13 protein-coding genes are annotated in these 12433 nt (G+C 75.5%); 1 reads left to right on the top strand and 12 read right to left on the bottom strand.

The features are described 5' to 3' along the window. Positions 1 to 42: 42 nt before the first annotated feature. From PH191_RS28040 to PH191_RS28020, 5 genes are all read right to left on the bottom strand, one after another. The gene (locus tag PH191_RS28040; protein WP_274197920.1) at positions 43 to 2082 is read right to left on the bottom strand and encodes a CehA/McbA family metallohydrolase; all 2040 of its coding nucleotides are present in this window, start codon (positions 2080 to 2082) and stop codon (positions 43 to 45) included. Between the two features lie 24 nt (positions 2083 to 2106). After that, complete coding sequence (locus PH191_RS28035; RefSeq protein ID WP_274197919.1) at positions 2107 to 2940, bottom strand: mycofactocin-coupled SDR family oxidoreductase; 834 nt, start codon at positions 2938 to 2940, stop codon at positions 2107 to 2109. Between the two features lie 44 nt (positions 2941 to 2984). Continuing rightward, the gene (locus PH191_RS28030) at positions 2985 to 3788 is read right to left on the bottom strand and encodes a DUF1684 domain-containing protein (RefSeq protein ID WP_274197918.1); all 804 of its coding nucleotides are present in this window, start codon (positions 3786 to 3788) and stop codon (positions 2985 to 2987) included. Next, the gene (msrA, locus tag PH191_RS28025; protein WP_274197917.1) at positions 3785 to 4300 is read right to left on the bottom strand and encodes a peptide-methionine (S)-S-oxide reductase MsrA; all 516 of its coding nucleotides are present in this window, start codon (positions 4298 to 4300) and stop codon (positions 3785 to 3787) included. Before msrA ends, PH191_RS28030 begins: the two co-directional genes overlap by 4 nt. Positions 4301 to 4376: 76 nt before the next feature. Next, a complete protein-coding gene (locus PH191_RS28020; RefSeq protein WP_274197916.1) occupies positions 4377 to 4808 on the bottom strand; it encodes a helix-turn-helix domain-containing protein in 432 nt (143 codons plus the stop codon). Positions 4809 to 4953: 145 nt separating this feature from the next. Here PH191_RS28020 and PH191_RS28015 point away from each other — a divergent pair, with 145 nt between their 5' ends. Further along, a complete protein-coding gene (locus PH191_RS28015; RefSeq protein ID WP_337994110.1) occupies positions 4954 to 5421 on the top strand; it encodes an SRPBCC family protein in 468 nt (155 codons plus the stop codon). Positions 5422 to 5434: 13 nt separating this feature from the next. On the opposite strand, the gene PH191_RS28010 is transcribed toward PH191_RS28015, so the two are convergent. The 7 genes from PH191_RS28010 to PH191_RS27980 are packed head-to-tail and all read right to left on the bottom strand — an operon-like array spanning position 5435 to position 12430. Further along, on the bottom strand, positions 5435 to 5929 hold the full coding sequence (locus PH191_RS28010; RefSeq protein ID WP_274197914.1) for a 2'-5' RNA ligase family protein: 495 nt from the start codon (positions 5927 to 5929) through the stop codon (positions 5435 to 5437). Positions 5930 to 5982: 53 nt separating this feature from the next. Beyond that, positions 5983 to 6660 carry a GNAT family N-acetyltransferase gene (locus tag PH191_RS28005; RefSeq protein ID WP_274197913.1) on the bottom strand — a complete coding sequence of 226 codons (678 nt, stop codon included), beginning with the start codon at positions 6658 to 6660 and terminating at the stop codon, positions 5983 to 5985. 16 nt (positions 6661 to 6676) lie between these two features. Next, entirely contained in the window at positions 6677 to 6919 is a 243-nt protein-coding gene (locus PH191_RS28000) for a hypothetical protein (protein ID WP_274197912.1), read from the bottom strand. Positions 6920 to 6928: 9 nt separating this feature from the next. Next, positions 6929 to 8125, bottom strand: coding sequence for a type III PLP-dependent enzyme (locus PH191_RS27995; RefSeq protein ID WP_274197911.1), 1197 nt, complete (start codon positions 8123 to 8125; stop codon positions 6929 to 6931). Next, the gene (locus tag PH191_RS27990) at positions 8122 to 8907 is read right to left on the bottom strand and encodes an HpcH/HpaI aldolase family protein (protein WP_274197910.1); all 786 of its coding nucleotides are present in this window, start codon (positions 8905 to 8907) and stop codon (positions 8122 to 8124) included. The genes PH191_RS27995 and PH191_RS27990 overlap by 4 nt, the downstream gene beginning before the upstream one ends. Beyond that, positions 8907 to 10739: an IucA/IucC family protein gene (locus PH191_RS27985; protein ID WP_274197909.1), complete on the bottom strand. Its 1833-nt coding sequence runs from the start codon at positions 10737 to 10739 to the stop codon at positions 8907 to 8909. Before PH191_RS27985 ends, PH191_RS27990 begins: the two co-directional genes overlap by 1 nt. Beyond that, positions 10736 to 12430, bottom strand: coding sequence for an IucA/IucC family protein (locus PH191_RS27980; RefSeq protein ID WP_274197908.1), 1695 nt, complete (start codon positions 12428 to 12430; stop codon positions 10736 to 10738). The genes PH191_RS27985 and PH191_RS27980 overlap by 4 nt, the downstream gene beginning before the upstream one ends. Positions 12431 to 12433: the final 3 nt, after the last annotated feature.

The raw sequence follows: 12433 nt of genomic DNA, 5'->3' as shown, positions 1-12433 counted from the left end.
ATTCCCGGCTATAGCCGGGAATTTCGCTCACATGGTCCGGCCCTACGGGAGGGCGGCGCGGTAGACGGCGCGGGCGCGGTCGAGGACGGCGCGGTGGTCGGCGAGCTGGGCGTCGCGGCGGCCGGGGTCGAGGCGGCCCTCCTCGATCACCAGGCGCTCCAGGCGGTCGAGCAGACCCAGGCACCACCGCACGTCGGCCTCCCGGGCGACCTGCCGCCCGCCCACCTCGACGTGCACCGCCGAGGTGTGGGCGAACACCGGCCGTGCGGGGTCCATCGGGTGCGGCCCGCCCCGGGCGCTCGCCGCGAGCCACAGGGGCCCGTCGACCGGGACCTGCGCGGTCAGCGTGACGTCGGGACCGTCGACCGCCCGCCGGGCCAGCTCCCCGTCCGGGCCGTGGAGCACGAGCTCCTGCGCCCCGCTCCCCCGGACCCGCACGCGGACGTCGAGGACGTCGCCCGCCCCGGAGTCCAGCACGGCGCCCGGTCCGGCGCCGTCCACGGTCAACGTCAGGAACGGCCCGTTCGTCGCCACCGTCCGCCCCGCCCGGACGGCGTCGCGGACGGTCTCGGCCGACACTGGGCCGTCGCCCAGGTCGGCGTACATGCGGACCCAGCCCGGGGGGTTCGACGCGACGCCCGGGCCGTGGGCGAACGACAGGAAGACGTCGCTGCCCGCCACGGCCGCGGGGCGCAGGCCGCTGCCGAGCAGACGGTGGAAGAGCTCCGCGCCCGCCGTGTCGTCGAAGCACGACACCACCTCGAGGCCGTCGACCAGCCCGAGGGCCACGTCGGCGACGAGCTCCCGGGCCTCGACCGTCCGGTGCGGGGCGAGGAACGGGCCGTACGGGTCGTCGGGATCGTCACCGAACCCCGCGAACACCGGGTGCGCGTAGGCCACCGAGGCGCCGGCGTCCCGCAGGTCCGCGCAGGCCTCGGCGTTGGGCGGCCAGTCGTGCGGGTGCTCGGTGCCGGGGTGCCCGGTCTGGTAGCGCGCCGGGGGCCGCGACGGCGCGAGGGCGTGCACGTGCCCGAGCAGGTCGTTGCGGAACTCGACGGACGTGCGGGCCACGGCGTCCCCGGTCCACAGGTCCTCGCCGACGGTGCTCTCGAACAGCGCCCGGTCGTAGACGTGCGGGCCGCCGAGGTTGCCGGCGGTGAGGTTCATGAGCTCGAGGCCCTCGCCGCGCTGCATCGCCCGGGCCTGCGCGGGGTCGACCACGAGGTCGCCGGAGTAGTTGAGGTGCACATGCAGGTCGGCCGAGCGCCAGCCCTCGGCGGCCGGGTCGACGAGGCGTTCCGGCTCGAGGTCGACGGTCTCGACGGAGCCCACGGTCACCGTCGTCGTCACCGCCGCGTACTCGGGCCCCCGGGTGCACGTGACCGTGAACGACCCCGCGGGCACCTCCAGCACCGTCTCCCGCGCGTGGAAGTACGGCCGGTGCGCGCCGTCGTGCTTGGGCGGGACGCCCTCGGGCCACCAGCCGCCGCCCGCCTCGTCGACCACCGACCACCGCGACCACGCCGAGCTGCGCACCCGCAGCGACGCCGCGGGCCGCACCTCGATCGCACCGGCGACCTCGAGCGCGCCGACCCCCAGCGCGCCGACCCCCAGCGCGCCGACCCCCAGCGCGCCGACCCGCAGCACCGGCCCGTCGACGTCGACCGTCACCACGGCCGCGCCGCCGGCCCCGACCGTCACCGGGGTCCCGGCCACGTCCAGCTCGGCGTCGACGAGGGCGTCCACGACGACGTCCAGGGTCACCGGGCGCCCGGCGCACGCGAGCCGGGGTGCCCCGACCCGTGGGGTGACGGTGCCGCCGGCGTCGACGTCGAGCACCACGAGCCCCGGCGCGGGCGTGTCCCCGGCGACCCGCCGGATCGCGGCCGGCCAGTCGCCGCCCGTCGCCGCGAGCGCGTCGGTGAGATCGCCGAGACGGGAGAAGCGCGCCAGACGGAAGAACTCCGGTAGCTCGTCGTCCCCCCACCCCCAGCCCTGCCGATCGCGCAGACGCCGGTAGTGGGCGAGCGCCTCGATCGCCGCCGCGGGCAGATCGAGCACCTGGTCGTCGTCACAGCACATCAGCGACAGCAGATCATCAGTGGCTCACCGCGCGGTGAACCCCGCGTCGACGGGGAGCGCCACGCCGGTGACGTAGCGTGCCTCGTCGGAGACCAGCCAGGCCACGGCCGCGGTGACGTCGCGGGGCTCGAGGAGTCCGACGGGCAGCAGGTTGCCGACGTCGGGCACCTCCCCGGCGGGCGGGTCGGAGAACAGGGCGGCGACGGCGTCGTTGAGCACCATCGTCGTCGCGACACCCGACGGGTGCACCGAGTTCACGCGGATCGAGTGCGGCGCGAGCCAGTGCGCCCACCCGCGCACGAGCCCGACCAGCGCGTGCTTGCTCGCGATGTAGCCGTCCATCTGGCCGCTGCCGTCGCCGCCGCGCCCGGACAGGCCCATCGACGAGCTCGTGACGACGACCGCGCCGCCGCGGCCCTGCGCGATCATGGTCGGCGCGGCGGCATGCACGGTGTTCCAGACGCCGACGGTGTTGACGTCGAGCTGGTCGCGGAACGCCTGCGCGGCGCTGACGTCGGGCGACGCCATCCCGATCCCGGCGTTCGCGAGCACGGCGTCCACGCCGCCGAGCTCCTCGACCCCGGCCGTGACGGCCTTGCCGATGGCGTCGGCGTCGCGGACGTCGGCGACGTGGGCGCTCACCCGCCCGCCGTGCTCACGGATGCCCGCGACGGTCTCGTCGAGGTCCTCGCGGGTGGCCATCGGGTAGGCGACGCCGTCGAGCGGCGCGCAGATGTCGACGGCGATCACGTCGGCGCCCTCGGAGGCGAGCCGCAGCGCGTGGCTGCGACCCTGCCCCCGGGCGGCGCCGGTGATGAGCACGACCTTGCCCGCCTGGCGCCCGGTGCGTTCGGTCATGGTGCGACCGTAGCACCGGGTGGTTGCAAAAATGAACCAGGTGGCTAGACGGGGGTCTTCTCCCCCGCCTCGACCGGCACCGAGACGACATTGCCCGCCGGCGGCAGCGGGCAGGTCGCGAACGTGCTGAACGCGCACGGCAGGTTGATCGTGCGGTTCAGGTCGATCCGCACGGTGCCGTCGGCGGCCGGCTCGTCGGTGCTCAGGGTGCGCCCGCCGCCGTAGGTCGAATGCCCGGACGTCGCGTCGCGGAAGTGGAGCTTGAGCTCCCCCGCCTGCCCGGCCAGCGCGACGAGCTCCTGCTCGGCGCCCCCGACCGTGACGCGCACGGTGCCGACGGCCGTCGGGTGGAAGCCCAGGCCGTCGATCACCGTGTCGACGTCGATGCGCTGCGGCACGTCCCAGCGCTCGAACCGCCCGGTGACCACCCACGACGCGTCGACCGGGAACGCCGGCACCCCGGAGAACCGCTGCCGGGTCGGCGCCTGCGGGTCGCGGACCCGCAGCGCGACGTGCTCCTCGCGACGGATCACCTCGACCCGGCGCTCGCCCACGGTCACGAGCACGCCCGGCTTGCCGTCGACGGGCTCGACGCGGGCCGTGCCGTCGACCACGGCGCCGTCGACGACGACGCCGTCCGCAGCCCGGGCCGCGATGTCGGCACCGCCGTCACGCGCCCGCCAGGTGCCCGGCAGATCCTGGTACGAGCGGGGCTCGCCCACCAGCCAGTGCAGCCCGGTGAGGCTGAGCCATCCGTGCGGAGCGCGCAGGACGTCCTCGCGCTCCGCGTGCCAGGCGGCCCACTCGCCGGCGAGGTCCGTGTCCGCGGCGCCGACCGTCGCCGTCACGCCGAGGTCGTCTCGCGGCGCGGCAGCACCCAGCCGGGACGGACGAAGTGGCACGTATAGCCCCAGGGCTGCTTCTGCAGGTAGTCCTGGTGCTCCGGCTCCGCCTCCCAGAAGGCACCGGCCGGCTCCACCTCGGTGACGACCTTGCCGGGCCACAGGCCCGACGCGTCGACGTCGGCGATGGTGTCGCGCGCGACGCGCTCCTGCTCGGGGTTCGTGTAGTAGATGGCCGAGCGGTAGCTGCGGCCGATGTCGTTGCCCTGGCGGTCCCGGGTCGACGGGTCGTGGATCTGGAAGAAGAACTCCAGGATCTCGCGGTAGGAGATCACCTCGTCGTCGAACACGACCTCGACGGCCTCGGCGTGGTCGCCGTGGCGGCGGTAGGTCGCGTTCGGGGTGTTCTCGTCCCCCGAGTAGCCGACCCGGGTGGAGAGGATGCCCGGGCGCTTGCGCAGCAGCTCCTGCGCGCCCCAGAAACATCCACCGGCCAGGATGGCGGTCTGTGTGGCCACTGATGGACCTCCTCGGTCTCGGCGTGCCTACGGGCCAACGCACGCGGGCCGGACGGTGTTCCGCCGACCGCGGACGTCAGGCCTCGCGGCTGACCACCGAGCGGAAGCGGACCGGCGCCTCCAGCAGCTCGTACGGTCCGTGCTCGCCCTCGCCGTCGAGCGCCAGCACGTCCCCGGCGCGCAGCGTGTGGCGGGCGTCCCCGTGGCCGTAGACCAACGCACCCTCGAGGACGTAGAGCACGAGACCCCCGGTGTGCCGTCCCGGCGGGGCCTCGTCCAGCAGGGCGGACACCGGCACCGCGAGCGCGTCGGCCAGCCGCGCGAGGGTGGACAGGCTGCACGACGTCCGGCGGTGCTCGATCTTCGACAGCATCGCCTTGGAGATCCCCGCCCGGGCCGCGAGGGCGCCGTTGGACAGGCCGAGCGCCTCGCGGCGGCGACGGACCTGGGCGGCGACCGTGTCCTCGGGACTCGGTCCGGGCACGGCGTCGGCGAGCGCGTCGGTCATGTCCTCCCGCCCCCGGCCCGATCCCTCCGGCCCGTCGCCCCCCAGCGTCGTCCGACGGGACGTGTCGTGGGTTACGGCGGCGTTTCCGCTCGTCCCCCGACGGGTCGGCCGGGATCGGATGACCGGGGGTGACATGCTCCGCACCGTGAGCGAGCAGCGCATCGAGGTCCCCCGCTGGATCGAGGCCGAGCCGGCGACGATCTTCGACGTCCTGCGCGACCCGCACGGGCACGTCGCCATCGACAGCTCGGGCATGCTCATGCAGGCCACGGGCGAGCCGGTGGAGGCCGTCGGCGACCGCTTCACCGTGCACATGGACCGCGAGGCGCTCGGCGACCGCCCCCTCGGGCGCTACGACGTCGACGTCGTCATCACCGTCTACGAGCCCGACAACGAGATCGCCTGGACGATCGAGGGCCAGGTGCGCCCGTACATCGGGCACGTCTACGGCTACCGCCTCGAGCCCGTCGAGGACGGCACCCGGGTGGTCTCGTACTACGACTGGTCGTCCATCCACCCCGAGTGGGCCGAGCGCGACATCTTCCCGGTGATCTCCGAGCAGGCGCTCAAGGCGACGCTGGGCATCCTCGCCCGCACCGTCGAGAAGCGCTGACCCTGGGCGCCGGTCAGCCCCGCAGGAGGACCTCGGCGCCGACGTCCCAGGTGTCGGTGCGGACCATCAGCTGGACGCGGTCGATCCGGACCGTCAGCGGCAGCCGCGGGGCGAGGGCCTCCTCGGCGGCCCGCAGCGTCGCCAGGGGCGCGGCCCGGCGGAGGCCCACGGTGAGGTGCGGGACGAGCTCGCGCTCCTCGGGGGCCAGGCCGGGGACGTGACGACGGATCCGGTCGGCGATCTCCCGGAACGGCGCCACCGGGTCCGGCGCGAGCCACAGCACCCGCACCCCGAACCACCGCAGCGCCGCGAACGTGCAGGGGAACGGCGCCGTGGGCGCCACCGCCGCGCGCAGGGCGTCGACGGTCGCGGGCGTGACGGCCGCCGGCTCGACGAAGGGGTACACGAGCGTGAGGTGCGCGCCCAGCCCCCGCCGGGCCGTCGGGTCGAGCTCGTCGCGGAACGGCCCGACCAGCCCGTCCGCCCCGGGCACGAGGGCGGCGACCATGGTGCGACGGGCGTGCGGATCGAGCGGGACGGCCGTGACGTCGGCCCCGTGGCTCAGGGGTCCAGCGGCGCGAAGCCGCCGAACGCCCGCCGCCAGCGGTGCGCCTCGTCGCACTGCCACCAACCGCCGACGGGGTCGTCGTCGGCGACCACCCAGTACATGTCGAGACCGCACGAGGGACAGAACATGCGTGACTGTAGGCCCGCCGCCGGACGGGTCCGCAAGTCGTGGGCGAACCACCGCATCGACGCGCGGGGGCCGGCGAGCTCCTGGGCCGGCCGGAACCCGCTGCGCTCGGCCACCCGCAGTGAGGCGGCGTTGTCGGCGTCGATGCGCAGGACGGCCAGGGTGGCCGTGGTCCGGGCCGCCAGGAACGCGCACATCAGCGCGACGGCCCGCGACCCGAACCCGCGGCCCCGCCAGGGCGGGAAGACGCTGTAGGACAGGTTCGCCGCGCCCGCCGGGAGCTCGGGCTGCACGAGCTGGACCTCGGCCGTCCCGGCCAGGGTCCCGGTCGCGGCGTCCCGGACGCCCCAGGCGAGCTTCGTCCCGCCCCGGTACCAGTCGCCGCGCCAGTCCTCGGCGCGCTCGCGGATGTGGCGCCGGGCCGACGCCGGGGTCGCCGGGCCGCCCGCCAGCCGCCGGACGATGGCGTCGTCCTCGCCGGCCACGAGTGCCGCGGCGTCACCGGCGGTCATCACCGCCAGGGTGATCACGCCGTCGGTCAGCATGCGGGCCCCGTGGCGCCTACCCGGCCCGCTCCTCGGTGTAGTCCCGGTCCCGCGTGTAGCGGGGCACGCCGTCCCTGTTCACCCCGGCGTGGGTGTAGACGAGCATCGTGACGCGGTAGATCTCGGTGCCGTCGGGCTCGGTGCGGACGAGCTCCCGCGACCCGACGATCTCGACCTCGGCGGGTGGGCCGCCGTCCGGCCCGGGCGGGCGCTCGACCCCGCCGTCGTAGCGACCGGGGCCGGCGATGACCAGATGCATGCCGGCAGCCTAGGCCCGGTCCTCGTCCAGGAACACGTGCTCCGGGTGGGGATGGCTGAGGAAGTCGTGGTGGGAGATGTCCCAGCCGTAGGCCCCGGCGAGCGCGAACACCAGGATGTCGCCGGCCCGCAGCCGCGCGACCGGGACGTCGCGGGCCAGGACGTCCTTCGGGGTGCACAGCTCCCCCGCCACCGTCACCCGGTCGTCGGTGACCGAGGGCCGGGGCACCGACGGGTTCCAACGCTCCACGGGCAGCACCGTGAACGGATGGCTGTGCTGCCACGAGACGGGCAGGCGGAAGTGGTGGGTCCCGCCCCGCACGAGCGCCCACGCCGTGCCGTGGGTGCGCTTCACGTCCAGCACCTCGACGGCGTAGCTCCCGCACGCCGCGGTGAGGTAGCGCCCGCACTCGAACTGGATCTCGCGCCAGTGGGCGGGGACCGAGTCGACCCAGTCGCCGAGCCCGCGGGTGAAACCGGCCCAGTCGAAGCGGTGGGCGGGGTCCTGGTAGTCGATCCCGATCCCGCCGCCGACGTCGAGCACCTCCACGACGACCCCGAGCTCCTTCTCCCAGCCCACGACGGTGTCGCGGTAGAGACCGAGCATCTCCAGGTGCGTCTCGGCGGAGAGGTTGTTCGACAACGAGTGCAGGTGGAAGCCCGCGAACCGCAGGCCCGGGAGCGTGGTGGCCGCGGTCGTCGCGGCCGGGAGATCGGCCTCGTCGATGCCGAACTGGGTCGGGCGCCCGGCCATCGCCAGGGTGGCCGACGGGAACGGGCCGGCGAGGTTGACGCGCAGCAGCACCTCGACCGTCGTCCCGCGGGCCACGGCCGCGGCGGAGATCCGGTGCAGCTCGAGCACGCTCTCCACGTGCAGGCGCGTGACCGCGGCGTCGAGGGCCTGGCCGATCTCGGCCGGTGTCTTGGCCGGTCCCCCGAAGAGGATCGGCGCGCCGGGGGCGACCGCCCGGACCTTGGCGATCTCGCCGCCGGAGGCGACCTCGAAGCCGGCGACGATCGGCGCGAGTGTCTCGAGGACCGGGGCGGCGCTGTTGGCCTTCATCGCGTAGTACATGCGGCACCGCGGCGGGAGCGCCCTCACCACCCCGGTGACGTGCCGGCGCAGGCCGTCGAGGTCGTAGGCGAACAGGCAGACGGGCTCGTCGCGGGCCGCCCGGTCGCGGAGCAGGGCGTCGAGGGCGGTCACGGAGCTCCCCCGTCGCGGTCGGCACGGTGGACCTCGAGGTGGGCCCGCAGTGCGCGGGCGGCGATCCCGCGCTCCTCGCCGAGCACGAAGGCCCGGACGCCGCGGGCGGCCCACTCCCGGTGGTCGTCGGCGGTCCGGGGGATGGCGCAGAACTCGACGCCGCGCGCCCGGCACGTGTCGGCGATGCGGGCGAGGGCCTCGCGCACGACGGGGTGCCGCGTCTGCCACGGCACGCCGTAGGACTGCGAGAGGTCGGCGGCGCCCTCGAGGACGAGGTCGACGCCGGGCACCGCGAGGATGTCGTCCAGGGCGTCGACGCCCTCGGCGTCCTCGATCATCGCGACGACCATGATCTCGGCGTTGGCCCGGGCGAGGTACTCGCCGAGGTCGAGGCGCCCGAAGCCCGGCACCCGCCCGCCGTTCAGCGACCGCATCCCCTCCGGCGCGTAGCGGGCGGCGCGCACGGCGGCGGCGAGGTCGTCGGGGGTCCGCACGTGCGGGACGACGACCCCCATCGCGCCGGCGTCGAGCGCGCGCAGGATCGCACCGGGGTCGGCCTCCGGGACGCGGACGAACGGGGTGAGGTCCACGGCCTCAGCCGCCCGGATGAGGTTCTCCAGCTCCTGCGGGTCGACGAGCGCGTGCTCGCTGTCGAGGACGACGAAGTCGTAGCCGGCGCACCCGATCATCTCCACCAGCGCCGGGGCGGGGATGGCGCAGAAGAGCCCGTGGACCTCCCGGCCCCCGGCCAGGGCCGCCCGCACCGCGTTGGGGCGCAGCATCAGCGCCCCCCGAACCGGTGCAGCGGGTTGGACACGCGGTGCAGGGCCAGCTCCGTGTCGGGCGTGAGACGGCGGGTGGTCAGCTTCTCGACCTCGAGGGTGGGGGCGAACAGGTCGAACGCCCCGGAGCCGTGCCGCCGGTCGTGGGCCCGGACCCCCGTCGCGACGATCGTCCAGAACTCCGTCTCGTCCATCAGCCCGTGCTCGGCGAGGAACAGTCCGAGCTCGCCGAGGTTGACGAAGAAGAACGCGTCGAGCAGGAAATCGGTCACCTGGGTCGGCTCGTCGGTCTCGACGAACGAGTTCCGGTTGGTGTGGTGCGGCGGCGGCGGGGCGAGCACCGGGGCGTCGTCGGGATCGGCGAGCAGGCGCCGGCAGAACCGGACGCCGTCGTGGAAGTCCTTGAGCGCCACGCGCACGGGCAGGCCGTCGCGCAGCACCAGCGACATGTTCTGGGCGTGCGACTCGAGCGCCACCCCGTGCGCCACCAGCAGGTGCACCAGGGGCAGCGCGACGGCGTCGACGAGGGCCTCGATCCACGTCCGCGCGCCGTGCGCGGTGAGCCAGGGCGCGATCAGCGGGGTGCCGTCGTTCTCGGTCGTCGTCAGACCCGTGACCGGGACCGCCCGCTCCCCCGCGTCGAGCCGCGGCGCGAGGCTCGTGCGCCAGATCGCGGCCAGCGCGCCCTCGGTGTCGGCGCGGACCAGGTCCGACGGGGGCGCCGGGACCACGGCGACGCCGTGGACCTCGCCGAGCACGACCACCCGCGCGTCGCGGGCGAGGTAGTCGTCGCGCGCCACGATCCGGGCCAGCCAGTCGGAGATCGGGGCGGCGTTGCGGACCGTGTGCGGGGCGAGCCCGCGGGACGTGGAGGTGTTCGTGATCGACAGCGCCGTCTTGAGGTGGCTGCGCGCGGGGTCGTCGCGGCAGCTCAGGGTGCGGATGGACTGCTGGGGCGAGAACGGCGCGGGGTCCGGGCCGAGGGCGACCAGGCGGCCGTCGGCGAGCAGGTCGGCGAAGGCCCGGTGGAGGCGCTCGCGCCACTGCCACGGGTGGACGGGCAGCCACACGTAGTCCGCAGGGTCGGCCGGGTGGCCGCCGCCGTCGCGGACCCGGGCGTCGAACGCGGCCGCCGCCGTCGGGCCCAGCTCGGCCCGGGGATCCGGCGGGTCGATCACCGAGGTGGTGACCTCGGCGACCGAGCGGTGCGCGGCGACCCAGAACGGGTGCAGCACCGGGAGGAACTCGGGGCCGAAGGCGAGGTCGTCGTCGAGGTCGAAGCCGATCCGCGACTTGTAGGCCGGGTGGTAGCGGTGCCCGTCGGTGATCAGGCCCTCGAGCGCCTCGTGGTCGGCGTCGGCGAGCAGCTGGTCGCGGCCCGCCCGCACGTACTCGGCCAGCACGTCCTTCACGCGCGTCTCCTCGAGCTCGACGGCGAAGCGCGCCAGCTGCTCGGGGTGCGCACCGCCGAGGATCGCGGCGCCGACCTCGCCCAGGAACTGCGGCAGCGACGCGGCCTCGGCCATCGCGCCGTCGGCGTCCTCGCGACGCACCGGCGCCGCCGCCAGGCGCACGCGGTCGAACCCGACGGCCCGGTCGGCCTCGAAGAGGTAGCGCACGGGGCGCCCGTCGCGGTCGGACCCGGCGATCACGTGCTCCCTGTCGTCCGCCGAGCCGTCCGCCGAGCCGTCCGCCGAGCCGTCCACCGTCACCTCCACCGCGCCCTCGTAGACCAGCGAGGCGAGGGTCTGGCGGAACAGGCGGCGGCGGACCGCGGTCGCGGTGGGTGCGCGCAGCGCGGGCACGAGGACGTCGTCGGCCCGAACGGTCATCCGGCGGCCTTCCTGATCGGGTTGGGCAGGTCGACGTAGAGGGGGCTCTCGCCGCGCCCGGCGAAGCGGCTCAGGAGGTTCGCCTTCGCGGGCAGGGCGGGGCTCGTGAGCAGGTCGGCGGCGTACGGAGCGCCCGGGCCGGTGACCTCCGCGAGCACCTCGGCGACCACCCGCCACAGCGCCGGTTCCCCCGGCGGGAGCGCGGCACCCAGGGCCGCGACCACGCTGCTCAGCCCGTTGACCACGGCGTGGTAGCGGAGCCGCTGCCACGCCTCGTCCTCGTCGTAGACCAGCGGGCTCGCCGCGTCGAGGCCGGCGGGGAGGCGGTCGCGGCTCACGTGCGCACCCTCCATGTCCCGCACCCAGAACCGCGCGGGGACCCCGTCCTCGGTGTGCAGCAGCGTGTTCTGCAGGTGGGCCTCGAACCCCAGGCCGTGCACGCCGAAGATCGCCAGCATCGGCACCAGCGAGACCGCCAGGTACGCCCGCAGCCAGGCCTCGGCGTCACCCCCGGACGCCCGGACCTCGCCCACGAGCGCCGGCTCCTCGCCCCGCGGCCCGGGCTCGAGGAGCCCCGCGAGCACGCGCGGGGCGGCGGGGTCGACGACGAACGGGTTCTCCCGGAACAGGGTGACCAGGTCCTCGGCCTCGTCCTCCCCCACCACGGCCGGGTCGACCCCCCGCCACCCGGTCTCGATCAGCACCTCGAACCCCGGCGCCGGCCACCCCGGCCGCAGGGACGACACCAGCCGGCTCGCGTCGACCGCGCGCCGCGCGTGCTCGACCGGGATGGTGCGCACGAAGTTGGTGATCCGCAGGTGCAGCGGGAGCTTCCAGGCCGTGGGGAACGCGGGGTCGCAGACGGTGCGCACCGACGACGTCGGGTAGACGGGTGCCCCGAGGGGGCCGAGGTCCCGGAGCCGCCCGTCGGCCAGCAGCGCCGACGTCCCCGGCAGCCCGCGCAGGTGCGTGATCTGCCAGGGGTGGACGGGCAGCACCGACCAGCCGTCGGGGGCGTGCACCGCGACGTCGTCGGGGGTCCAGGGGCCGGGCGCGACCCGCTCCTCCACGACGAGGTCGGGGTGGACGGCGAGGTGGTGGCGCCGGAAGGACACCCCGAGCTCGGGGGCGAAGCGGTCCGCGGCCTCGTGGTCGACCCCCTCGATGCTCTTCGGCGCGGGGTGGAAGGGGTGCCCGGTGCGCACGGCCTGCTCGGCGTGCCGGGTCCGGCCCGCCGCGTCCGCCGGCTCCGGGCGGACCGGGGCGGCGAGGTAGCGGGCCGTGCGGGCCACGCTGGTGCGGACCTGCGCGCCCAGGGCCCCCACCCGGTCGGTCGGGGCACGGCACGGGTCCGGCAGGCACGGGTCCGGCAGGCACGGGTCCGGCGGGCACGGGTCCGGCAGGGCCGCGTCGAGCTGGCTGAGCAGGAGGTGGACGAACTCCTCGTGCGACACCGTCCGGGTGTGCGACCCCGTGTCGAGGACGATCTCCTCGCCCCACCGGTGGTGCCCCGACGGCGACCACCCGATCACCTCGGCGACCAGGGCGCCGCTCTCCAGCAGGTCGAGGCGCCAGGGCCCCGGCCCGCCGGGCGGGACCTCGAGCTCCCGCGCCGCCGCGTTGAGCAGCCGCTCGCGCGCGGCGGCCCGGGCCCGGACCACGGCGTCGGCGGGGACGGACGGCGCGGTCATGGG

The organism is Actinomycetospora callitridis, assembly GCF_028737265.1.
In the GTDB taxonomy this organism is placed as follows: domain Bacteria; phylum Actinomycetota; class Actinomycetes; order Mycobacteriales; family Pseudonocardiaceae; genus Actinomycetospora; species Actinomycetospora callitridis.
This window is presented reverse-complemented; position numbering and strand designations above follow the sequence as displayed.

Coding starts and splice junctions, on each gene's coding strand:
- PH191_RS28040 (WP_274197920.1), bottom strand. CDS start 2,082: ATGTGCTGTGACGACGACCAGGTGCTCGATCTGCCCGCGGCGGCGATC.
- PH191_RS28035 (WP_274197919.1), bottom strand. CDS start 2,940: ATGACCGAACGCACCGGGCGCCAGGCGGGCAAGGTCGTGCTCATCACC.
- PH191_RS28020 (WP_274197916.1), bottom strand. CDS start 4,808: ATGACCGACGCGCTCGCCGACGCCGTGCCCGGACCGAGTCCCGAGGAC.
- PH191_RS28010 (WP_274197914.1), bottom strand. CDS start 5,929: ATGGTCGCCGCCCTCGTGCCCGGGGCGGACGGGCTGGTCGGGCCGTTC.
- PH191_RS28005 (WP_274197913.1), bottom strand. CDS start 6,660: ATGCTGACCGACGGCGTGATCACCCTGGCGGTGATGACCGCCGGTGAC.
- PH191_RS28000 (WP_274197912.1), bottom strand. CDS start 6,919: ATGCATCTGGTCATCGCCGGCCCCGGTCGCTACGACGGCGGGGTCGAG.
- PH191_RS27990 (WP_274197910.1), bottom strand. CDS start 8,907: ATGCTGCGCCCCAACGCGGTGCGGGCGGCCCTGGCCGGGGGCCGGGAG.
- PH191_RS27985 (WP_274197909.1), bottom strand. CDS start 10,739: ATGACCGTTCGGGCCGACGACGTCCTCGTGCCCGCGCTGCGCGCACCC.
- PH191_RS27980 (WP_274197908.1), bottom strand. CDS start 12,430: ATGACCGCGCCGTCCGTCCCCGCCGACGCCGTGGTCCGGGCCCGGGCC.